Origin of the sequence: Streptomyces paradoxus (assembly GCF_014202475.1) — a bacterium.
Lineage (GTDB): Bacteria > Actinomycetota > Actinomycetes > Streptomycetales > Streptomycetaceae > Streptomyces > Streptomyces paradoxus.
In genome coordinates this window covers 871,385-893,889 of record NZ_JACHGV010000001.1, presented here as the reverse complement: position 1 = coordinate 893,889, position 22,505 = coordinate 871,385, and the positions used below count along the sequence as shown (strand labels likewise).

The following is a 22,505-nucleotide window of genomic DNA, read 5'->3' as shown; positions in this document are numbered from 1 at the left end:
CAACCCGCCGCAATGACCCCAAGTACCGATACGTCCGGAGGAGGACCCGTGAGGCAGGGAGCGCAGGGCTCCGCGGACACGGGGACTCCGTGGGCGGCAGCGGCAGCGGCTGCAGCCGGACCGGCCGGGCCCGCGCGGGTGCCGCAGCAGGCCGGGGCGGTGCGCGGGGAGCACACGCACAGCGAGCCGCCCGCGCCGGCCGTGCCGGTCGTGCCGCGGGCCCGGCCGGTGGTCCAGCGGGCCTCGGTGCGCGGGCAGATCCTGGCCGCGCTGCGGGCGGCCCTGGTGGCGGGGGACCTGCGACCGGGCGAGGTGTACTCGGCGCCGGTGCTGGGCGAGCGGTTCGGGGTCTCGGCGACGCCGGTCCGGGAGGCCATGCAGCAACTGGCCCTCGAAGGGGCCGTCGAGGTCGTGCCGAACCGCGGGTTCCGGGTGGTCGAACGGGGTGTGCGGGAACTGGCGGAACTGGCCGAGGTCCGGGCGCTGATCGAGGTCCCGGTGATGCTGCGGCTGGCCCGTACCGTTCCCGCCGAGCGCTGGGCCGAGATGCGGCCCCTCGCCGAGGCGACGGTCCGCGCGGCGTCCACCGGCTGCCGTGCGACCTACGCGGAGTCCGACCGGGGGTTCCACCGGGCCGTGCTGTCCCTCTTGGGCAACGAGCAGCTGGTCCGGATCGCCGAGGACCTGCACCGCAGGGCGCAGTGGCCGCTGGTCGGCGGCGGACCGGGGATCCGGGGGCGGGCCGACCTGATCGCGGACGCACACGAGCACACGGCGTTGCTGGACGCGCTGATCGCACGGGACCTGGACGTGGTACGGGCCCTGGTGGGCGAGCACTTCGCGGGTGCGGGTGCGGGTGCGGGTGCGGGGGCGGCCGGCGCCTGATCGCCGGGTGGTGGGTCGGGGCCGCGCCGGGGGGTGTCCGTCCTCGGAACGGCGCGATGGGGTGTCATACCGACTGACTGGCGTCGACGCGCCAACCGCTGCGGGCGGACACCCCCCGACACGGCCCCTTGCGTCGTCCGGCGGGTGCGGGTTCGCTCAGCCTGCGGGCAGGCGTGCCGCTGGGGCCGGGGACAACGCCGAGAACCCCGCACCCCCCTCAAGCCGTCGCAGCCGGCGGCACCGGCGGAGCCAACTGGCGGGACAGCCACGTCGGTACGCCCCCGAGCAGCCGGAACAACCGCCGGGCCTCCTCACGCAGCCGGGACGCCTCCGGCTCCGTCTCGGTGTCGGCGAGGGACACCAGGGCCGGAGCCGTGCCGACGAGATAGCCCAGCTCCTCCCGGATCCGCAACGACTCCGCGAAACCGTGCCGCGCCTCCGCCAACTCCCCTTCCCGCAGGGCGAGCCCGGCCAGATGACGCCACGTGAACGACAGCAGCAGCGGATCGGAGTGCGCCGTCGCGCCCGCGTGGGCCCGGCGGTACGCGGCGCGCGCGGCCTGGGGGGCACTCGTCAGGTTCTCCGCCAGGAGACCGCGCCGGAAGTCGAGCAGAGCCCGCGCCGGAGCCCCCGGAGGGACCAGCGCAGCCGCCCGCCCGAGCGCGGCCCGCGCCTCGTCGGCCCGGTCCCGCACCGCGAGCAGCGTCGCCGCGTAGGCCAAGTAACCGCGTTCACAAGCGGCCGCGCCGCGTTCGTCGTCGCTGTGGGCCATCGCCTCGGCCGTGCGCAGCGCGTCCTCGGCCTCCTCCCAGCCCTGTTCGGTGTACAGACACCGTTCCACCAGCAGCGACGCGCGTTGCAGCGCCGCCGCCGGTGTGGTCGGCGGCAGCAGGGCCGCCGCGTCGGCCCAGCATCCGCGGGAGCGCAGCCGCCATACCGCGGTCTGGAGGGGATCGTCACCGGCGGTCGTTCCGTTACCAGACATGGCGGTATGCGCCACGTTGCCCTCCCCGAGCACGCCATCGAGCTGTTGAGTGGTGGCGGCATCTCAGCACGAATCGGCGGGCCGGGCCAAGAGGGTGGGTGAAGGATTTCACAAAGTCGTGGGACTCGGGGGCGTCCCGGGTTTGGGCCCAGGACACCCCCTGTCTCAGCTCATGCGCAGGGCCAGGAAGAAATCCAGCTTGTCCTCGAGCCGCGACAGATCACGGCTCGTCAACTGCTCGATCCGGCCGACCCGGTAGCGCAGCGTGTTGACGTGCAGGTGCAGACGGGCCGCGCAGCGGGTCCAGGAGCCGTCGCAGTCGAGGAAGGCCTCCAGGGTGGGGATCAGCTCGGCGCGGTGGCGGCGGTCGTAGTCGCGCAGCGGGTCCAGGAGGCGGGCGGTGAAGGCCCGGCGGACGTCGTCGGGGACGAAGGGCAGCAGCAGGACGTGGGAGGCCAGTTCCTGGTGGCCGGCCGCGCAGACCCGGCCCGGGCGGGCCGCCGCGACGCGCCGGGCGTGGCGGGCCTCCTCCAGCGCGCCGCGCAGGCCCTCCGCCGAGTGGACGGCCGCGCTGACGCCGAGGGTGAGCCGGCCGTCGTCGTCGAGGCCCGCCGTGAGGGGGTCGCGTACCGATGCCAGGAGCGCGTCCGCGAGGACGCCCGTCTCCGTGCCGTCGTGCTCCGTCGAGACGGCCGGGAGGGGCACCAGGGCGATGGCCTCGCCGCCCGTGTGGGCCACGGCGATGCGGTCGGAGTGCTCCGGCCCGGCGACGGCGGGGTCGACGAGGACCTCCTCCAGCAGGGCCTGCGCCACCGGGCCGCCCTCGATCTCCCCGCCGTCCCAGTCGACCCGGGCCACGACCACCTGCCAGTGCGGCGCGGCGCCCAGGCCGGGCAGCAGGACCGGCGCTGCCACGCGCAGCCGGGCGGCGATCTCGGCGGGGGCCGCGCCCGTCTGGACCAGTTCCAGGACCTCCTGGGCCAGGCGGCGGCGGACCGTGCGGGCCGCGTCGCGGCGGTCCCGTTCGACGGCGATCAGCTGGGTGACGCCGTAGAGCAGGTCCAGGCGTTCCTCGGGCCAGTCCCCGGCGTCCGCCTCGACGGCCAGCAGCCAGTCCGACAGGACGGTCTCGCGGACGTCCCGGGCGGGCTGCGGGGAGCGGCCCGTGGAGCGGACCGGGAACAGGGAGTACGTCGTGGCGCCCAGGACGACGCGGTGGGGGCCGCGGCGGCCGGTGCGGACGGCAGCCAGGTGCTCTCCGGCGAGCCGGGCCCACGTCTCGGCCGGCAGGCCGGGGCCCGCCGCCTTCGAGCCGGCGATCAGGCGGCCGGTGGGGGAGAGCACCCAGGCCCGCAGGTCCAGGTCCGTGCCCAGCAGGTCCAGGACCACGTCGGGACCGCCGCCGGCCGGGCCCGAGGTCATCATCCGGCGGTGGCGGTCGACGACCGCGGCGAGGTCGCCGGCGCGCTCGCCGGACACCTGCCGTACGACGTGCTCGGTGATCGTCGCGAACGCCACCGACTCGTGCACCGCGAAGAGCGGGAGGCGGTGCCGTGCGCAGGCCACGACCAGGTCCTCGGGGACGTCCCCGAGCTCGGCCTCGCCCGCGGCGAGGGCCGTGACGCCCGCCTGCACCAGGATCCGGACGAACGGCTCCGAGTCGTCCGCGTCCCGGCGCCAGGCCAGGCCCGTGAGCACCAGTTCGCCGCCCGCGAGGTAGCGGCTGGGGTCGCGGAGGTCGGTGGTCATCACACCCCGCACGGTGCGGTCCAGCTCGTCCTCGCCGCCGAGCAGCTTGAGGCCCAGCGCGTCGGTGTCCAGCAGTGCGCGCAGCCGCATTCTCGTCGCCGCCGTTCTTTGTCTCGAAATCAAACCCTGCCCCGGCTGTGTTCCAGGTCACGCGGTTGTGTGGCGCGTTTCCACAGGGGAACGAGGAGGTTTCTGAGGGCCTCTGTTCATACGAATCTACAAGATGCCTGTCCTGGCCAGCCAACTCCTTCATGGTTTCCGTGACTGACTCAGTCGGAGCACGCCGCTGTGTACTGAGGCCACTACGCGTGAACAGCACATGAACGAGCCGGGACCGCCGCACACGGATTGGCTCAAACCGAACGCCCCACGAGAAGACGAAGAAGAGAGCCGGTCATGGACTTCCTTCGCCCCACCAGCTGGGAGGAGGCGCTCGCCGCGAAAGCCGAGCACCCCACAGCTGTGCCGATTGCGGGTGGCACCGACGTGATGGTCGAGATCAACTTCGACCACCGCCGGCCCGAGTACCTCCTGGACCTGAACCGCATCGGCGACCTCGGCGAGTGGGAGGTCGGCGAGGAGAACGTGCGGCTGGGTGCCTCCGTGCCGTACACGAAGATCATGGAGAACCTGCGCGCCGAGCTGCCGGGCCTCGCCCTCGCCTCGCACACGGTCGCCTCCCCGCAGATCCGCAACCGCGGCGGCGTCGGCGGCAACCTCGGCACCGCCTCCCCGGCCGGTGACGCCCACCCCGCGCTGCTCGCGGCGGGCGCCGAGGTGGAGGTCGAGTCGGTGCGCGGCTCGCGCCGCATCCCGATCGACGCGTTCTACACGGGCGTGAAGCGCAACGCGCTGGCGGCCGACGAGCTGATCCGCGCCGTGCACGTCAAGAAGGCCGACGGGCCGCAGCAGTTCTCCAAGGTGGGCACCAGGAACGCGATGGTCATCGCCGTGTGCGCCTTCGGGCTCGCGCTGCACCCCGGGACGCGGACCGTGCGGACCGGCATCGGTTCGGCCGCTCCGACACCCGTCCGGGCCAAGGCCGCCGAGGAGTTCCTGAACGCCGCGCTGGAAGAGGGCGGCTTCTGGGACAACGGCCAGATCATCACCCCGTCGGTCGCCAAGCAGTTCGCGGACCTGTGCTCCGCCGCCTGCAACCCGATCGACGACGTCCGGGGCACCGCGAGCTACCGCCGCCACGCGGTCGGCGTCATGGCCCGCCGCACGCTGACCTGGACCTGGGAGTCCTACCGCGGCGCCCGCCGCACCATCGAGGGAGCTGCGTGATGCGCGTCAACTTCACGGTCAACGGCCGTCAGCAGGAAGCCGACGACGTGTGGGAGGGCGAGTCCCTGCTGTACGTGCTGCGGGAGCGGCTCGGGCTGCCGGGTTCGAAGAACGCCTGCGAGCAGGGCGAGTGCGGCTCGTGCACGGTCCGGCTGGACGGTGTGCCGGTGTGCTCGTGCCTGGTCGCCGCAGGGCAGGTGGAGGGCCGCGAGGTCGTCACCGTCGAGGGGCTCGCCGACTTCGCCAAGCAGCGCGCCGAGGGCGGCGGCTGCGCGTCCGGGGCCTGCGGCACCACGCTGCAGAACGCCCAGCAGTGGCAGGCCGGGGGCACCGACTCGCAGACCGGCGAGGGCACCGAACTGTCCGCGATCCAGCAGGCGTTCATCGACGCCGGCGCCGTCCAGTGCGGCTTCTGCACCCCCGGCCTGCTGGTCGCGGCCGACGAGATGCTGGAGCGCAACCCGACCCCGACCGACGCGGACATCCGCGAGGCGCTGTCGGGCAACCTGTGCCGCTGCACCGGCTACGAGAAGATCATGGACGCGGTCCGCCTCGCGGCCGCCCGGCAGTCAGAGGCGGTCTGATCATGGCTTCCCCCAGTGGAACCCCCACGAAGATCACCCAGGGCTCCCAGACCAAGGGCGGGATCGGCGAGTCCACGCTCCGCCCCGACGGCACCCTCAAGGTCACCGGCGAGTTCGCGTACTCGTCCGACATGTGGCACGAGGACATGCTGTGGGGGCAGATCCTCCGCTCGACCGTCGCCCACGCCGAGATCGTCTCCATCGACACCGGCGAGGCGCTGGCGATGCCGGGCGTCTACGCCGTCCTGACGTACGACGACCTGCCCACGGCCGTGAAGAACTACGGCCTGGAGATCCAGGACACCCCGGTCCTCGCCCACGGCAAGGTCCGCCACCACGGTGAGCCGGTCGCCCTCGTCGCCGCCGACCACCCGGAGACCGCGCGCCGCGCCGCCGCGAAGATCAAGGTGGACTACCGCGAGCTGCCCGTCATCACCGACGAGGCCTCCGCCACCGCCCCGGACGCGATCCTGATCCACGAGAACCGCGACGACCACCACGCCGGCCACGTCCCGCACCCCAACATCGTGCACCGCCAGCCGATCATCCGCGGTGACGTGGCGGCGGCGCGCGAGCGGGCCGACGTGATCGTCACGGGCGAGTACACCTTCGGCATGCAGGACCAGGCCTTCCTCGGTCCCGAGTCCGGGCTCGCCGTGCCGGAGGAGGACGGCGGCGTCCACCTCTACATCGCCACCCAGTGGCTGCACAGCGACCTGCGCCAGATGGCGCCCGTGCTCGGCCTGCCCGAGGACAAGGTGCGCATGACGCTGTCGGGCGTCGGCGGCGCGTTCGGCGGCCGCGAGGACCTGTCGATGCAGATCCACGCCTGCCTGCTGGCGCTGCGCACCGGCAAGCCCGTCAAGATCGTCTACAACCGGTTCGAGTCCTTCTTCGGGCACGTCCACCGCCACCCCGCCAAGCTGTACTACGAGCACGGGGCCACCAAGGACGGCAAGCTCACCCACATGAAGTGCCGGATCGTCCTGGACGGCGGCGCCTACGCCTCCGCCTCCCCGGCCGTCGTCGGCAACGCCTCCTCCCTGTCCGTCGGCCCGTACGTGGTCGAGGACGTGGACATCGAGGCCATCGCCCTCTACACCAACAACCCGCCCTGCGGCGCCATGCGCGGCTTCGGCGCGGTCCAGGCGTGCTTCGCCTACGAGGCGCAGATGGACAAGCTCGCCGCGAAGCTCGGCATGGACCCGGTGGAGTTCCGCCGCCTCAACGCCATGGAGCAGGGCACGCTCCTGCCGACCGGGCAGCCGGTCGACTCCCCGGCCCCCGTCGCCGAACTGCTGCGGCGTGTCAAGGCGATGCCGATGCCGCCGGAGCGCCAGTGGGAGTCCAGCGAGGGCGCCGACGTACGGCAGCTGCCGGGCGGCCTGTCCAACACCACGCACGGCGAAGGCGTCGTCCGCGGGGTCGGCTACGCGGTCGGCATCAAGAACGTCGGCTTCTCCGAGGGCTTCGACGACTACTCCACCGCCAAGGTGCGCATGGAGGTCGTCGCCGGCGAGCCCGTCGCCACCGTGCACACCGCCATGGCGGAGGTCGGCCAGGGCGGCGTCACCGTCCACGCGCAGATCGCCCGCACCGAGCTGGGCGTCACGCAGGTGACCATCCACCCGGCCGACACCCAGGTGGGCAGCGCCGGTTCGACGTCGGCCTCGCGGCAGACGTACGTCACCGGCGGCGCGGTGAAGAACTCCTGCGAGCTGGTCCGCGAGAAGGTCCTGGAGATCGGGCGCCGCAAGTTCGGCTCCTACCACCCGGCCTGGGCGACGGCCGAACTGCTCCTGGAGGGCGGCAAGGTCGTCACCGACGGCGGCGAGGTCCTCTCCGACCTGGTCGACGTCCTGGAGGACGAGACCGTCGAGGTCGAGGCGGAGTGGCGGCACCGGCCGACCGAGCCCTTCGACCTGCGCACCGGCCAGGGCAACGGGCACGTGCAGTACTCCTTCGCCGCACACCGGGCCGTCGTCGAGGTCGACACCGAGCTCGGCCTGGTGAAGGTCATCGAACTGGCCTGCGCCCAGGACGTCGGCAAGGCGCTCAACCCGCTGTCGGTGCTCGGCCAGATCCAGGGCGGCACCACGCAGGGCCTGGGCGTGGCGGTCATGGAGGAGATCGTCGTCGACCCGAAGACGGCGAAGGTCAAGAACCCCTCCTTCACCGACTACCTGATCCCGACCATCCTCGACACGCCGACCATCCCGGTCGACGTCCTCGAACTCGCCGACGACCACGCCCCGTACGGGCTGCGCGGCATCGGTGAGGCACCCACCCTGTCGTCGACCCCGGCCGTCCTCGCGGCGATCCGGAACGCGACCGGGCTCGAACTGAACCGGACTCCGGTGAGGCCCGAGCACCTGACGGGTACGCAGCTCTCCGAGGGCTGAGCAGTCACGATCCCCCTGGGGGGCTTCGTCCCCCAGGTTTCTTGTTCGTCTCGGGCCGTCCCCCGGGTCGTGAACATCCCAACCCCCTTTGAAACTTGGGAGACGGCACCCATGACCCAGCAATCACTGGAGCCGAGGGCCACAGCCGAGGACGCGGGCGAAGGCACCCGCGTCCCGGCCGGACGGTCCTGGCTCGACCGGTACTTCCACATATCCCACAGAGGGTCGACGGTCGCCCGTGAAGTGCGCGGCGGCATCACGACCTTCATGGCGATGGCCTACATCCTGCTGCTCAACCCCCTGATCCTGTCCGGCAAGGACGCCGCGGGGGACACGCTCGCCCAGCCGGCCCTGATCACCGCGACCGCGTTCGCGGCGGCCTTCACCACCCTGCTGATGGGCTTCGTCGGCAAGGTGCCCCTGGCCCTCGCCGCGGGACTGTCCGTCTCCGGGGTCCTCGCCTCCCAGGTCGCACCCGAGATGACCTGGCCGCAGGCGATGGGCATGTGCGTGATGTACGGCGTGGTCATCATGCTGCTGGTCGTCACCGGCCTGCGCGAGATGATCATGAACGCGATCCCGCTCGCGCTCAAGCACGGCATCACCATGGGCATCGGCCTGTTCATCGCCCTCATCGGGTTCTACAAGTCCGGCTTCGTGCACCAGGGCGAGGCCACCCCGCTCGCGCTCGGCCCGGCGGGCGAACTGGCCGGCTGGCCCGTCCTGCTCTTCGCCGGCACCCTGCTGCTGATCTTCATGCTCCAGGCCCGGAACGTCCCGGGCGCCATCCTCATCGGCATCGTCAGCGGCACGGTCGTCGCGGCGGTCCTGAACGCCGCCGGCGTCGTCGACCCCAAGCAGTGGGCGGGCGGCGCACCCGAACTGCACGGCAGCGCCGTCTCCATGCCCGACTTCTCGCTCTTCGGGGACGTGCGGTTCGGCGGCTGGGGCGAGGTCGGCGCGATGACGGTCGGCATGATCGTCTTCACCCTGGTGCTCGCCGGGTTCTTCGACGCGATGGCCACCATCATCGGCGTCGGCACCGAGGCCAGGCTCGCCGACGACAAGGGCCGCATGCCGGGCCTGTCCAAGGCGCTGTTCATCGACGGGGCCGGCGGCGCGATCGGAGGCGTGTCCGGCGGCTCCGGCCAGACGGTGTTCATCGAGTCGGCCACGGGCGTCGGCGAGGGCGCCCGCACCGGCCTGGCCTCCGTGGTCACCGGCCTGTTCTTCGCGGCCTGCCTGTTCTTCACCCCGCTCACCGCGATCGTGCCGCAGGAGGTCGCGTCCGCCGCCCTCGTCGTCATCGGCGCCATGATGCTGATGAACGCCCGGCACGTGGACTGGGCCGACCGGGCCACCGCCGTCCCGGTGTTCCTCACGGTCGTGCTGATGCCGTTCACGTACACCATCACCACCGGTGTCGCCGCGGGCGTCATCTCCTACGCCGCCATCAAGACCGCCCAGGGCAAGTGGCGTGAGATCGGCGCCTTCATGTGGATCCTCACGGCGGTGTTCCTCGTCTACTTCGCCCTCAACCCGATCGAGAGCTGGCTGGGCGTCCACTGACGCCGGCCCTCCCGCAACCACAAGGAGACCGAGACAGATGCTGGACATCGCCGAGGAGCTGAACCGGTGGGCCGGGCAGGGCCGTGACTTCGCCGTGGCCACCGTGGTGGCCGTCGGCGGCAGCGCGCCCCGGCAGCCCGGTGCCGCGCTCGCGGTGGACGCCGACGGCACGGCGATCGGCTCGGTCTCCGGAGGCTGCGTGGAGGGCGCGGTCTACGAACTGTGCGAACAGGCGCTGCGGGACGGCGAAACCGTCCTGGAGCGCTTCGGATACAGCGACGACGACGCCTTCGCCGTGGGCCTGACCTGCGGCGGCGTCATCGACATCCTGGTCACCCCGGTACGGGCCGCCGATCCGGTCCGCCCGGTGGTCGCGTCCGCGCTCGCCGCCGCCGCCGAAGGGGAGGCGGCGGCGGTGGCGCGGATCGCGTCGGGCCCGCCCGAACTGATGGGCCGGGCCCTCCTGGTGCGCCCCGACGGTTCGTACGACGGCGGCTTCGGCGCCCATCCGGAACTGGACCGCACGGTGGCCGCCGAGGCCGGCGCCTTCCTGGACGCCGGCCGCACCGGCACCCTGGAGATCGGCGAGCGGGGCTCGCGCTGCGGAGCACCCCTCACCGTCCTGGTCGAGTCCTCGGTCCCCCCACCCCGCATGATCGTGTTCGGCGCGATCGACTTCGCCGCCGCCCTGGTCCGCGTCGGCAAGTTCCTCGGCCACCACGTCACGGTGTGCGACGCGCGCCCCGTCTTCGCCACCCGGACGCGCTTCCCGGAGGCCGACGAGATCGTCGTCGAGTGGCCCCACCGCTACCTGGAGCGCACCGACGTCGACGCCCGTACGGTCCTGTGCGTGCTGACCCACGACGCCAAGTTCGACGTCCCCCTGCTGAAGCTGGCGCTGCGCCTTCCGGTCGCGTACGTCGGTGCCATGGGCTCCCGGCGCACCCATCTGGACCGCAACGCCCGCCTGCGGGAAGTCGGCGTCACCGACCTGGAGTTGAGCCGCCTGCGCTCGCCGATCGGACTGGACCTCGGAGCCCGTACGCCCGAGGAGACGGCCCTGTCGATCGCGGCGGAGATCGTCGCCGCGCGGCGTGGCGGCAGCGGGGTCTCGCTGACCGGGGCGCACACGCCGATCCACCACGAGCCGGAGTCGGCGGCCATGGGCCGGATCGGATCGGTGGCCTGAGCCCCGGCCGGGAACGCCGTGCCGGGGCCTATGGGTCAGGGCTGCCTGAGCAGACGGTTCAGGGCCCGCCCGAACACGTGGCGCGAGGAGCGCCGCACCACCCCGTCGAAGAGTGACGGCAGGAACCGGATGCGGATCTCCTCCCGCCACACCACGCGGGAACGCCCTCCCGGCCCCGGCCGCACCTCCAGCTCCGCCCATCCGAGGACGACCCGTCCCCGCTTCTCCAGCCGGCACAACCCGGTGGCCCCGTCGCGCGGCGGCCGCCACACCGTGACCTCCATCGGGTCGTCGAAGACCAGTGGCCCGGCGCCCGAGCGGGCCACGACGAGCGTGCCCTCGCGTGTCGGCCCGGGCGGCACGACCCTGACCACCGTCAGCGGCACCGCGTCACCGTGCCGCTGCCACCGGGTGATCCGCCGCCACGCCTCGTCGAGGGGGAGCGGAACGGTGCGTTCGAGCAGGAAGTTCGCCACCCCTCGATCGTAGGGAACCGGCGGGGCGTCACCGGTACACCTCGCCCGGCTCCGCCTTCCCCGGTGCCAGGAGCTGAGGCACCGTCACGAAGACGTAGCCGCGTTCCTTGAGCGCGTCGATGATCCCCGGGACCGCAGGCACCGTGCCGTCGTAGAGGTCGTGGAGGAGGATGATCCCGTCCCGGGAGGACTGGGCGAGAACGCGGCGGGTGATCAGGTCGGAGTCGGTCGTCTGGTAGTCCTTGGCCGTCACGCTCCACAGCACCTCGGCGAGGCCCAGTTCGCGGCAGATGGCGTGCACGGTGTCGTCGGTGCGGCCCTGCGGCGGGCGCATCAGGGTCGGGCGCCGGCCGGTGAGGCGTTCTATCTCCTTGTTGGGGCGCTCCAGTTCCTCGCGTATCTCCTCGGGTCTCAGCTCGGTCAGGATCTTGTGGTCCCAGGTGTGGCTGGCCACCTCGTGCCCCTCGTCGGCCATGCGCCGCACCAGCTCCGGGTACTTCTCGATGTGCCGCTTCCCGAGGAGGAAGAAGGTCGCCGGGACCTGTTTCTCCTTCAGGATGTCCAGCAGCCGCGCGGAGTGCTCGCTGGGCCCGGCGTCGAAGGTGAGTGCGATGCACTTGACCTCGCGGCAGTCGACGGCGCCGAAGCGGGCCGGCTCCATGTCCGTGGCCGGGCGGGCCCTGACGGTGCTGGGAGCCGTGGTGTCGGTGCCCGTGCAGCCGCTCAGGGCGAGGGTGAGGGCGGCGGTCACCGCGAGCGTTCCGGCCGTTCGGAACGCGGTCCCCGTTTTCGTCATCTTCTTGGTCAGAGAAGGCATGCCGGGACTATACATCGCGTGTATACGCGCGGTTTATAGTCTCCGAGGCGTTCCCTGACCGGCCTGACCTGGTGTTTGACGGAGCCGTTCCGCGGCACTCGCCAGCACGGTAGTCCGCGCACGCCGCAGGAGGGAGGGCCGCACGCATGACCCCGTACGCCGTCGTGATCCCCACCCTCGTACCGGACACCCTCGCCGACTGTCTCGCCGCGCTCGCCGCGGCGACCGGACCGCGCCCCGAGGAGATCGTCCTCGTGGACGACCGGACCGACCCCGAACCGGGGCCGCTGCAGCACCCGTTGAGCGTCCTCGGCGACCTGCGGGAGCGGACCACCGTGCTGGGCGGCGGCGGTCGTGGGCCCGCCGCCGCCCGCAACACCGGGCTGCGCGCCGTGCACACGCCGTGGACCGTGTTCCTCGACGACGACGTCCAGGTGGGGGCCCGCTGGTGCGACCAGCTGGCCGAGGACCTCGCCGAGGCGTCGCACGACACCGCGGGCGTCCAGGGCGTCCTCGCCGTGCCGCTGCCCGGCGAACGCCGCCCCACCGACTGGGAACGCGGCACCGCGGGGCTCGTCAGGGCGCACTGGGTCACCGCCGACATGGCCTACCGCACGGAGGTCCTCCGGCAGGTCGGCGGCTTCGACGAACGCTTCCGGCGCGCCTTCCGCGAGGACGCCGACCTCGCGCTGCGCGTCCTCGACTCGGGCTGGCGCATCCGGCAGGGCCACCGCACCACCCGCCACCCCGTGCGCTCCGCCTCCCGCTGGGTGTCCGTACGCCAGCAGCGCGGCAACGCCGACGACGCCCTGATGCGGCATCTGCACGGTCCCGACTGGTGGGACAAGGCCGTCGCGCCGCGCGGCCGGATCCGCACCCACGCGGCCATCACGACCGCCGGGGTCGCGGCCTGCGCCCTCGCCGCAACCGGGCACGGCCGGGCCGCGTCGGCCTGTGCGCTCGGCTGGGCGGCCGGCACGGCGGAGTTCGCCCGCGCCCGTATCGTCCCCGGCCCGCGCACCCGCCACGAGGTGACGACGATGCTGGCGACCAGCGTGCTCATCCCGCCCACCGCGACCTGGCACCGGCTGGCGGGTGCCTGGCGCCACCGTCATACCCCCGCCTGGCAGGAGGAGGCCACCCCGTGAGCCCGGTGAAGGCCGTGCTGTTCGACCGCGACGGCACGCTCGTCGAGGACGTCCCGGACCCCACCGGCCCCGACCGCGTCCGCCCGGTCGAGGGCGCCCGCGAGGCACTCGCCCTGCTGCGCGAGCACGGCATCCGCACCGGCGTCGTCACCGACCAGCCGGGCGTCGCCCAGGGGCTGCTCACCGCCGCCGACGTCCGCCGCGTCAACCACCGCGTCGACGAACTCCTCGGCCCCTTCGACGTGTTCGCCGTCTGCCCGCACGGTCCCGACGAGGGCTGCCACTGCCGCAGGCCGCAGCCCGGCATGCTGCTGTGGGCCGGCGGGCGGATCTGCACCGGGCCCGCCGAACTCGTCGTGATCGGTTCCACCGCGGCCGACGCGGAGGCGGCGCGCCGCGCGGGCGCCCACGGCATCCTCGTCCCCAACGGACGCACCCGCCCCGAGGAGCCCGCGCGGGCGGACCACATCGCCCCCGATCTGCACACCGCCGTCCGCGCGGTGCTCGACGAGCCGCCCAGGGGCCGCGTCCTCGCCGACGAACGCCCCATCCAGCAGGCGTTCACCTCCGGCCCGGGCCCGGACGGCCATCCGTGACGGCTGCGCCTGGGGGCGGATCGGGTGGGTGCCCGTGTGGGGCGGTGTTGCGCGGCTCCTGCCGACCAGCCGCTGCGCGTACGCGGCCGGCCTCAGGGCCGTGCTCGTCAGGTAACCGCGGTGGTCGGTATCGCACGGGGCCGTCGTCGGCCCGGCCCGGCCGCAGCCGGGCCGTACGGCACCCGATGAGCGGGCCTGCGGCGGCGGATGCCGTGTGCGCACGGCAGGCTGCTGGCATGACTCCGGACCGGACGGCGCAGCCCGTACGACCCCGCCTCCTCGTCCTGCGCGCCCTCGGGCTCGGTGACCTCCTCGCCGGTGTCCCCGCGCTGCGCGCCCTGCGGCGGGCCCACCCCGAGTACGAACTCGTGCTGGCCGCGCCGGCCGAACTCGCGCCGGTCGCGGAGGCGACGGGGGCCGTGGACCGGCTGCTGCCCGCCTCCGCCCCCGGCCGGGCCGTTCCGCGCACCCTCGACTGGACCGGCCCGCCCCCGGACATCGCCGTCGACCTGCACGGCAACGGCCCGCCCAGCCACCGGCTGCTGCTGGCCCTGCGCCCGCTGAAGCTGCTCGCCTTCGCCCACCCGGACCTGCCCGGGCTCGACGGTCCCCCCTGGTACCCGGAGGAGCACGAACGGGACCGCTGGTGCCGGCTGCTGCGGGCGTACGGCATCGACGCCGACCCGGGCGATCTGCTGCTGCCCCGCCCGCGGACCGCGTCCCCGGCGCCCGGCGCCGTCGTCCTGCACCCCGGTGCCGGGTCACCCGCGCGCTGCTGGCCCGTCGAGCGGTACGCGGCCGTCGCGGCCGGACTGCGCGACCGGGGTCTTCGGACCGTGGTCACCGGCGGCCCGGCCGAGGGCGACCTGGTGGCCCGGCTCGCCAAACAGGCCGGTCTGCCGGACACGGACGTGTTCGCCGGCGGCCTGCCCTTCGCACGGCTGTCCGCTCTCGTGGCCGACGCCTACGCGGTGATCAGCGGCGACACCGGTATCGCGCATCTCGCGGTCGCCCACGGCACGCGCTCCGTCACGCTGTTCGGCCCGGTCGCGCCGAGCCGGTGGGGCCCGCCGCCCGACCCGCGTCACCGCGCCCTGTGGCACGGCCCGGAGGGCGACCCGCACGGCCGCAGGACCGACCCGGCGCTCCTGCGCATCACCGTCGAGGACGTCCTCGGGGCCGTCGATGAACTGTCCGGCGCCCCGCGGCCTTAGGGGGTGTCCGCAAAGTCCCGCCTGTCCCGCGCGAACGACGCGACTTTGCGGACACCCCCTGGCCGGACAGGGCCGCGCTCAGCCGTCGCAGCACCGGCACATCAGCCGGAACGCGGCGAACATCGTCAGGGGCCACAGCGCGGCGAACGCCCAGATCACACCCGGCTCGGACGTGACGATCCCGGCGACCATCAGCCCGGCCGACACCGCGAGCAGGAGCACGACGGTCCAGACGCGGGGGCGGTAGGAGGCCAGTCGGGCCAGGACGCGGGCGGGATCGGGGCGGCGGCTCACTCGGTGGGTGCGCAGCTTGCGGTCGAGGCGACGGTCGCGGCGCAGAGCGCGTTCCATCTCGTCGAGGATGCGCTGCTCGTTCTCGGGAAGTCGGCCGATGGACACGCTCTCTCCTTCCGGGCGGCCGGACCGTCTCTCCTCCCGGGGGGACGTGCGGCGGGGGAAGTACAGCGGGGGACGTACAAGCGGGTGCCCCGTGGTGGCCTCCGGCTAACCGGGGACCGGCCGCGCCAGCGCCTCGACGAGCCGGTCCGCGCTGTCCGGCACGGAGCCCTCGCGGAACCCGTCGCGGATCTGCCGCGCGGTCACCCGGCCGCCGGTCAGGCACCAGTCCCACCAGCGGTCCAACTGCCGCACGTCCAGCCGCTCGGCGGGCACCAGCGCGGGCCAGCCACAGGCCCGGGCCTGCGCGGTCAGCTTGGCCCCGCCCGCGACCGGGTCGACGGCCAGCACCGGTGTGCCCACCCGCAGCGCGATGACCAGCCCGTGCAGCCGGTCGGTGACGACGAGGTCCAGCCGGGCCAGCACGGACTGCAGCTGTGCGGGCGTGGCGCTCAGATGCCAGTCGTGCGTGTCCAGCCGGGTCTCCAGCTCCAGCCGTCCGCAGTCCTTGGAGGCCAGCCAGCGCGTCACCTCCTCGGCGACCTGCCCGTGCCGCCGCAGCTGCCCGTACTCGTGCTGCCCGTGCGCGAGGATCACCCCGACGACGGGCCGCGCCGGCACGTCCGGGGCGCGGGCCGCGAGGTCCTCCACCGGCTCGCTGTCGGGCCCGTCCCGGGGCAGCACCCGGTGAAAGCCGGTCACGGCCGGGCTGCCGGGGTCGATCACCGAGGTGCCCACGGCGATCCGCACGCAGTGCGCGAACCGCCGGTGCAGCTCCTCCACCTGCGGTCCGTGCAGCGGGCCGCACACGAACACGAGGTGGGTGTAGTCCTCGGGCCACAGCCGGTCCAGATGCAGTGCCTCCGGGCGGAAACGGGGACTCCAGGCGACGTCGTAGGGGATGCCCGTCCCCCGCATCACGTCCTCCACCCGGCGCAGGGCCAGCACGTCCCCGGCGGTCGCCTCCCGGTCCCGGAAGCTGAACCAGCCGGTGAGCAGCACCCTGCGCGGTCGTTTGCCCTGTTGTGTCTGCACAGGCCCTGAGTGCCCGCCCATCAGCAAGACAATCAGGGCATTACTCGCATACGGTCTGTCGTCACTGGCCGTAGAAGGTGGCGTCCGCCCGGTCGGTCGCCGTGCTCACCGCCTGCACGTTCAGCAGGTACTCCCAGTGGCGGACATATCGCCCCGGGTAGTTGTGCGACTCGTACGACACGCCCGCGGGGTCCGCGAGTCCGGCGCGCTGCCGGAAGCTCGCGTCGGACGCGAACTGCGCGCTGCCGTCGTTCTTGCGCAGCCACACCTCGAAGTTTTCGTGCCGCAGGTAGTGGCCGGGGAAGTTCGCCGACTCCAGCGAGACCGTGCCGCTGCCGGCGAGGCCCGGCACGACGCGGAACTGCGAGTCGGCGAGCTTGGTGACGTTCGCCTCGATCCGGGCCCGGTAGTCGTAGTGCCGGACGAACCGGTCCGGGAAGTTGTACGAGGAGAAGCGCTGCGGGGTGACGCCGTCGGCCACCGGAATGCCGAAGTTCGGGGTGCCGTCGGCGTTCCAGTAGACCTTCTGCACGCGGGTGCGGCGGTTGGGGTCGTTGAGGGGGTCGCCGCTGATGTCCTTGTAGCCGCGGTCGTGGTAGACGAGGATGTCGCTCTTTCCGTCCTCGGAGACCGTGAAGGAGTTGTGGCCCGGGCCGTACTGGCCGGTCGCGGCGCTGCTGGCGAACACCGGGGTGGGGCTCTTGTCCCAGGACGCCTGGCTGAGCAGATTCGCGCCGGCCGAGGCGGTGAGCATGCCCAGGCAGTAGTTGGCGTCGGTGGCGCTCGCGGAGTACGTCATGAACACCTTGCCGCCCCGCTGGATCACGGCCGGGCCCTCGTTGACCTTGTAGCCGACGGTCTCCCAGGAGTAGGTGGGCCGCGACAGCATCACCGGAGTGCCGGTGATCGTCCAGGGGTTGGCCATCTTCGCGAGGTAGAGATCGGTGTTGTTGTTCACCGACGGGTCGCGCTGCGCCCAGGCCAGGTAGCGCACGCCGTTCACGACGAAGGTGGTGGCGTCCAGGGAGAAGCTCTCCCACTGGGTCCTGATCTGACCCTTCTCGGTCCAGGTGGCGGTGAGCGGGTTGGCGCCGGTGCCCTCCAGGACGTACATCCGGATCGCCCACACGTCGTTGGTGGCGCCCGCCGCGAAGTACACGTACCACTTGCCGTCGATGAAGTGGATCTCCGGCGCCCAGATGTGGGCGCCCATCACACCGCTGGCGTGCTTCGTCCAGATGGTCGTCTCGGGTGCGGTCTTCAGGCCCTGGATGGTGGTCGCCCGGCGCAGCACGATGCGGTCGTACTCGGGGACGGTCGCGGTGAAGTAGTAGTAGCCGTCGGTGTGTTTGAAGATGTGGGGGTCGGCCCGCTTCTCCGCGATCGGGTTCGTGTAGGTGACGGCGGGGGAGTCGGGCACGGCGGCCCGGGCGGGCGCTGACGCCAGGCAGGTCGCGAAGGCCATCAGGGCGGCCAGGAGCAGCCGTACGGCTATGCGTCTCAAGGGGGTTCTCCAGCGGGTGATCGGGATGGGAACGAGCCGCCCTTGTCCGTCATTTCGAACGTGGTTCGTGAATTCGGCCAAGAAGTGGTCAGAAGATAAGGGCGGCTCTCACCGTCGTCAACGGTTCGCGCAGGCGTGACGCCCGAGCACGGCGAACGCTCGGTCCCTGGGGCGGCGGGGTCAGCCGGTGAAGCTGGCCGTTCCCGTGAGGATGCGCACGTCGAGGTCGGTGACCCCGGCCGCGGCGATCCGGGCGGTGAACTCGGCGCGCACCCGCTCCACGGCGGCCGGTGAGAGCCCGGTGAGCATCCCGCGCGTGCCGCTGCCGGTGGCGAGGGTCCAGGCCGTGGCCGGGGACAGCGGAGTGTCGAACTGCCGCCGGACGACCCGGGGCACGCTGCCGCCGAGGTCCTGGAGCCAGGCCGCCAGGGTGTCCGCGGTGTCGATCCGGGCGAGTTGGTCCCGCTGCGGCCGGTGGGGGAGGTCGCGTTCCATCAGGACGGCCTCCCGGAGGGCCGACTGCCAGCCGTCGAGCGCGCCCTTCTCCCAGACCGTCACGACGAACCGGCCACCGGGGCGCACCTTTCGGGTCAGTGCCGCGGTGTCCCGGTCCATGTCCGGGAAGAAGAACACACCGAGCGCGCACTGTACGAGGTCGTAGCCGTCGCCGGTCACGGGCCACGAGGTGACGTCGTGGCGGTGGAAGCGGAGGTGGTCCAGGCCTTCCTCCCGCGCCCGGCGCTCGCCGATCGACAGCAGCCCGGCCGCGAGGTCCACGGCGTCCACCCGCCCCGCCGGACCCACCGCCCGCGCGGCCGGCAGCGCCGACGCCCCTGCCCCGCAGCAGGCGTCCAGCACCGACTCGCCGGCGGTCGGGGCGGCCACGGCGGCCGTCGCCGCCCCGACCGGGTCCCACAGCGCCCCGGACCAGAGGTGGAACTCCTCCGCTCCCGCGCTGAAGACGTCTCCGACGGTGTTCGCCCCGGTGGTCATACGGCAGCCCCCTCGTCTCGGGGCCGAGTCTAGGCAGGGCCCGCGGCGGGCCGCCCTGATTTCCGTCAGTCCGACGGCAGTTGGGGCTCGGGCCGGGAGGCGGGGCGGTCGTGGTCCGGGGGATGACGTGGGTCGGCTGCACGAGGTGCCGCTCCCGGTCCGCGCCCGGGTGCGGCACTCCGAGGTACGGGAGGAGTTCGAGTCGATCCTGCGGCCCCGGCATGGCCGAGCGCACCGTGTTCTTCGAGCCTCTCCCGGCCCGGCGCAACGCGGACGCGCTGCTGGTGTTCTCCTTCGGCCTCACCGACGAGGAGACGGCCCGGCTGGACGACCTCGCCATGCCGGTCGTCTACGTCAGCCGGCACGTCGACGGACGCCCCGGCGTGTACGTCGACGATGCGCTAGAACCCGAGGGTCCGTTCGATCTCGCCCTGGGCACCCGGCGTGCCCGCGCCGCCGGCTGGACACCCGCGAGGGCGGGCAGCTGGAGCCGGACCATGCGGTGTGGCTGGCGGTGCAGCTCCCGCACGGGCGTCGCCCGGCCGTACGCTGGACCCATGACCCGTCCGGCCCGTCCGGCTCCCGCGGCGGAGCGGACGCCGGTCTCGCTCACCGTCCGCCCGTCGGTGGGAGCCCTGGTGCCGCTGATCGGCGCGATGGGCTATGCCGAGGCGCGGTTCGTGCACACCGCCGAGCTGGCCCTGCCGACGGGCGGGGCACAACTGCTGGTCAACCTCGACGGGGACGCCCTGTCCTCCTCCCCGCTGCGGGGCCCGGACCGGCGTACCGGGGGCGCTGCCGTGCAGGGGCCGTACACGGAGCCGGCCCTGATCGACCCGGCACAGCAGCGGGCCGTCCTGTGGGTGGCGTTCCGGCCCGCGGGCGCCCACCCCTTCCTGACCGCCCCGGTCTCCGCGGTCCGCGACGACCTGGTCGGGCTCGACGAGCTGTGGGGCACGGACGGCGCGCTGCTGCGCGAGCGGCTGCTGGAGGCCGTGGCCGCGGGGGGCCCGCAGGCCGGGCTGCGGGAGCTGGAGGCGGCTCTGCTGGCCCGGGCGCGACGCCCCCTGGAGCCCGACCCGGCGGTCCGTCTCGCCGCCGCGCTGCTCGACCGCGGCACGCCCGTCGCCGAGGTCGCCGACCGGCTGGGCTGGACCGCCCGGCGGCTGGCCCGGCGCTGCACCGACCAGCTGGGACTCGCGCCCAAACGGTACGCCCGCCTGCGGCGCTTCCAGCGGCTCCTGCGCCGCGTCAACGCCGGGCCAGGGGCGCCGGACTGGGCGGCGCTCGCCGCCGACTGCGGCTACCACGACCAGGCGCACCTGATCCACGAGTTCCGCGCGCTGGCCGGGATCACCCCGACCGCGTACGCACCGCGCTCGCCGCTCGAACGCAACCACGTCCCGCTGGACAGGTGAACAGTCCCGGACCGGCCGATTTCTACAATCCACGATCCCCGGACCCGGCGATCGTGGAGGCATGACGAACACACCCGCACAGCAGACCGTCACCCGGCTCTACGCCCGGCTCGTCGTTCCCGACGGCCCCCGCGCGATCGACTTCTACCGGGCCGCGCTCGGCGCCGAGGAGATCGAGCGGTACACCGGCCCCGACGGGAGGATCGTGCACGCCCTGCTGCGGCTCGGCGGCGCGGTCGTCGCGGTCAAGGACGCCGACGAGGCCGACCCGGCGCCGGCGTCCCTCGGCGGCAGCCCGGTGATCATGGCCCTCGACGTGTCCGACGCCGACGCCGTGGCCGAGGCCATGCTGCGGGGCGGGGCGAGCGTGGTGTACCCCGTCGCCGACCAGCACTACGGGCAGCGCGGCGGCCGTCTCGCCGACCCGTTCGGCCATCTCTGGATGATCTCCCAGACGATCGAGGACCTGACGCCCGAGCAGATCCAGCAGCGCACGGACGAGTTGCTCGCCTGAGGCGCGGCGTCAGCGGGCCTGCCCGGCCGGTTCCTCCACCTTCGCGTTCGCGTCCACCTTGCCGCCCGGGTGGCGCAGCGCGCACAGGTAGCCGATGCCCAGGGCGATGGCCATGCCGTAGAACACCCACTGGTTGGCCTCGGCGAAGTCCATCCGGATCGCGGACATCGACTCCCGGGCCGCCTCGGCGGCGGGACCGGTGCCGGTGGGCGGCCGGGAGTCGCCGCTGCCGGTGATCGACTCGGTGACGTCGCGGGCCACGGTGTTCGCGTCCCCGGCGGATATGCCCCCGGACGTCAGGGTGCCCACCACCTTGTCGGTCGTGACGTGGGTGAGGATCGTGCCGTAGACGGCCAGGCCCACGCTCGCCGCGTAGTTGCGCACGGTCTGGGTGATGCCGGTGACCTCGCCGTACGAGGCGCCGATGGCCCGGTTGACGGCGTCCGTGGAGGCCGGCGCCAGGACGAAGCCGATGCCGGCCCCGGCCAGGGCCGCGTAGGGCCACTGGTCGTGCATGGACAGGTCGGTGAGCTTGCCGGCCCACAGGGCGAAACCCATGCAGCCCACGGCCGTGCCCAGTTTCAGGGCCGGGCGGGCGCCCTTCTTGTCGAGGATCCGGCCGCCCCACTGCGAGGCGATGGCGAAACCGACGAAGAAGTACAGCAGGAACAGGGCCGCCTGGTTCGGCGAGGCGCTCAGGGACACCTGGGCGTAGACGGAGGTGAAGAAGAACAACGGGACGAAGGCGAGCATCGAGAAGAACAGCACCGCCGCGTCCATGGTGAACGCCCGGTCCCGGAAGACCCGCAGGTCGATCAGCGGATTCTCCACCTTCCGCTCGAAGCGGACGAATCCGGCGAGGATCGCGAGGCCGCCCGCGATGCACACCCAGGTCGCCCAGCTGTCCCAGCCCCAGGACCAGGCCTGCTGGAACCCGAGCACGCTCAGCCCCATGCCGGCCGCGATCAGGGCGGCGCCCGGGACGTCCAGGGTGCCGGAGCGCCGCCGGTCGGAGATGTGCGCCAGGGCCGTGAGGGCCAGCGCCACGATCGCCACGGGCACGTTGACCCAGAACACGGCCCGCCAGGTCCAGTTGGTGAGCCAGCCGCCCAGCAGCGGGCCGATGGCGGTCAGCGCGCCGGTGACCCCGAAGAACAGCGCGAGGGCACGCCCGCGCCGCTCGACCGGGAACACCGCGACCACCACGGCCAGGGCCGCGGGGAACAGCAGGGCCGCCCCCAGCCCCTGCGTCGCGCGGAAGACGATCAGCCAGGCCTGCGCGGCGCCGCCCTCGGGCACACAGCCGCACAGCACCGAGGAGACGACGAACACCAGCGTGCCGATGATCACGACCCGGCGCGGCCCGTAGAGGTCGGCGAGGCGCCCGCCGAGGGCGAAGAACGCCGCGAGGGCCAGCAGATAGGCGTTGACCACCCACTGCATCCCGGAGGACGACAGCCCCAGTTCGCGGACGATGTCCGGGGCCGCGATCGACACGATGGTCTGGTCGATGAACGTCATGGCGACGGCGAACATCATCGCCGCCAGCGCGACACTCTGCTGCGGTGCGGATCGGGAGGGAGACGCGGCCTCGCCGCGCCCCGGGCGCGTGCTGCTCACGACATCAGTCTGCGCCCGGCCGTGTCGTGCCGCATCACAGGACTCTTTCCGTCCCGGGAGTCACACTGATACCCCCGAAACGCTCTCCCGGCAACCCCTCGGCGGTGTGAGGACGGCCTCGTCG

General features: G+C 73.1%; 20 protein-coding genes. 11 read left to right on the top strand and 9 right to left on the bottom strand.

Annotated features, from left to right (window positions below; genetic code table 11):
- Positions 1-48 precede the first annotated feature (48 nt).
- Positions 49-885, top strand: coding sequence for a GntR family transcriptional regulator (locus HNR57_RS03990; RefSeq protein WP_184555866.1), 837 nt, complete (start codon positions 49-51; stop codon positions 883-885).
- 217 nt (positions 886-1,102) lie between these two features.
- On the opposite strand, the gene HNR57_RS03985 is transcribed toward HNR57_RS03990, so the two are convergent.
- Together HNR57_RS03985 and HNR57_RS03980 are read right to left on the bottom strand one after the other, a co-directional pair.
- Positions 1,103-1,870 (bottom strand): hypothetical protein, encoded by a 768-nt coding sequence (locus tag HNR57_RS03985; RefSeq protein WP_221341970.1) that lies wholly within the window; start codon positions 1,868-1,870, stop codon positions 1,103-1,105.
- Between the two features lie 165 nt (positions 1,871-2,035).
- Entirely contained in the window at positions 2,036-3,709 is a 1,674-nt protein-coding gene (locus HNR57_RS03980) for a PucR family transcriptional regulator (protein WP_184555863.1), read from the bottom strand.
- Positions 3,710-4,015: 306 nt separating this feature from the next.
- Between HNR57_RS03980 and HNR57_RS03975 the strand changes: the two genes are divergently transcribed.
- From HNR57_RS03975 to HNR57_RS03955, 5 genes are all read left to right on the top strand, one after another.
- Positions 4,016-4,906, top strand: a complete 891-nt coding sequence (locus HNR57_RS03975) for an FAD binding domain-containing protein (protein WP_184555860.1) — start codon at positions 4,016-4,018, stop codon at positions 4,904-4,906.
- Entirely contained in the window at positions 4,906-5,490 is a 585-nt protein-coding gene (locus HNR57_RS03970) for a (2Fe-2S)-binding protein (protein WP_184555857.1), read from the top strand. The genes HNR57_RS03975 and HNR57_RS03970 overlap by 1 nt, the downstream gene beginning before the upstream one ends.
- A gap of 2 nt (positions 5,491-5,492) precedes the next feature.
- Positions 5,493-7,892, top strand: coding sequence for a xanthine dehydrogenase family protein molybdopterin-binding subunit (locus tag HNR57_RS03965; protein ID WP_184555853.1), 2,400 nt, complete (start codon positions 5,493-5,495; stop codon positions 7,890-7,892).
- Between the two features lie 111 nt (positions 7,893-8,003).
- The gene (locus HNR57_RS03960) at positions 8,004-9,461 is read left to right on the top strand and encodes an NCS2 family permease (protein ID WP_184555850.1); all 1,458 of its coding nucleotides are present in this window, start codon (positions 8,004-8,006) and stop codon (positions 9,459-9,461) included.
- Positions 9,462-9,498: 37 nt separating this feature from the next.
- Complete coding sequence (locus HNR57_RS03955) at positions 9,499-10,650, top strand: XdhC family protein (RefSeq protein WP_184555847.1); 1,152 nt, start codon at positions 9,499-9,501, stop codon at positions 10,648-10,650.
- A gap of 35 nt (positions 10,651-10,685) precedes the next feature.
- Here HNR57_RS03955 and HNR57_RS03950 read toward each other — a convergent pair whose 3' ends face one another.
- Positions 10,686-11,126: an SRPBCC family protein gene (locus HNR57_RS03950; protein ID WP_184555845.1), complete on the bottom strand. Its 441-nt coding sequence runs from the start codon at positions 11,124-11,126 to the stop codon at positions 10,686-10,688.
- Between the two features lie 28 nt (positions 11,127-11,154).
- The gene (locus tag HNR57_RS03945) at positions 11,155-11,943 is read right to left on the bottom strand and encodes a polysaccharide deacetylase family protein (protein ID WP_376772156.1); all 789 of its coding nucleotides are present in this window, start codon (positions 11,941-11,943) and stop codon (positions 11,155-11,157) included.
- A gap of 146 nt (positions 11,944-12,089) precedes the next feature.
- On the opposite strand from HNR57_RS03945, the gene HNR57_RS03940 reads away from it, so the two are divergent.
- From HNR57_RS03940 to HNR57_RS03930, 3 genes are all read left to right on the top strand, one after another.
- The gene (locus HNR57_RS03940; RefSeq protein WP_184555842.1) at positions 12,090-13,091 is read left to right on the top strand and encodes a glycosyltransferase family 2 protein; all 1,002 of its coding nucleotides are present in this window, start codon (positions 12,090-12,092) and stop codon (positions 13,089-13,091) included.
- A complete protein-coding gene (locus HNR57_RS03935; RefSeq protein ID WP_184555839.1) occupies positions 13,088-13,687 on the top strand; it encodes an HAD family hydrolase in 600 nt (199 codons plus the stop codon). The genes HNR57_RS03940 and HNR57_RS03935 overlap by 4 nt, the downstream gene beginning before the upstream one ends.
- A 236-nt stretch (positions 13,688-13,923) precedes the next feature.
- Complete coding sequence (locus tag HNR57_RS03930) at positions 13,924-14,901, top strand: glycosyltransferase family 9 protein (protein ID WP_184555835.1); 978 nt, start codon at positions 13,924-13,926, stop codon at positions 14,899-14,901.
- A gap of 78 nt (positions 14,902-14,979) precedes the next feature.
- Here the strand turns inward: HNR57_RS03930 and HNR57_RS03925 are convergent, their stop codons facing one another.
- From HNR57_RS03925 to HNR57_RS03910, 4 genes are all read right to left on the bottom strand, one after another.
- Positions 14,980-15,300: a DUF3040 domain-containing protein gene (locus HNR57_RS03925; protein ID WP_184555832.1), complete on the bottom strand. Its 321-nt coding sequence runs from the start codon at positions 15,298-15,300 to the stop codon at positions 14,980-14,982.
- A 105-nt stretch (positions 15,301-15,405) separates the two neighbouring features.
- Positions 15,406-16,332: a polysaccharide pyruvyl transferase family protein gene (locus HNR57_RS03920; protein ID WP_313672940.1), complete on the bottom strand. Its 927-nt coding sequence runs from the start codon at positions 16,330-16,332 to the stop codon at positions 15,406-15,408.
- A 61-nt stretch (positions 16,333-16,393) separates the two neighbouring features.
- The gene (locus HNR57_RS03915) at positions 16,394-17,836 is read right to left on the bottom strand and encodes a family 43 glycosylhydrolase (RefSeq protein WP_376772155.1); all 1,443 of its coding nucleotides are present in this window, start codon (positions 17,834-17,836) and stop codon (positions 16,394-16,396) included.
- Positions 17,837-18,016: 180 nt separating this feature from the next.
- Positions 18,017-18,829 (bottom strand): class I SAM-dependent methyltransferase, encoded by an 813-nt coding sequence (locus HNR57_RS03910; RefSeq protein WP_184555826.1) that lies wholly within the window; start codon positions 18,827-18,829, stop codon positions 18,017-18,019.
- 221 nt (positions 18,830-19,050) lie between these two features.
- Here HNR57_RS03910 and HNR57_RS03905 point away from each other — a divergent pair, with 221 nt between their 5' ends.
- Both HNR57_RS03905 and HNR57_RS03900 read left to right on the top strand, forming a co-directional pair.
- Positions 19,051-20,247, top strand: a complete 1,197-nt coding sequence (locus tag HNR57_RS03905) for a helix-turn-helix domain-containing protein (protein ID WP_184555823.1) — start codon at positions 19,051-19,053, stop codon at positions 20,245-20,247.
- A gap of 61 nt (positions 20,248-20,308) precedes the next feature.
- Positions 20,309-20,761 (top strand): VOC family protein, encoded by a 453-nt coding sequence (locus tag HNR57_RS03900; RefSeq protein ID WP_184555820.1) that lies wholly within the window; start codon positions 20,309-20,311, stop codon positions 20,759-20,761.
- Between the two features lie 9 nt (positions 20,762-20,770).
- On the opposite strand, the gene HNR57_RS03895 is transcribed toward HNR57_RS03900, so the two are convergent.
- On the bottom strand, positions 20,771-22,300 hold the full coding sequence (locus HNR57_RS03895; protein WP_184556602.1) for an MFS transporter: 1,530 nt from the start codon (positions 22,298-22,300) through the stop codon (positions 20,771-20,773).
- Between the last annotated feature and the right edge of the window lie 205 nt (positions 22,301-22,505).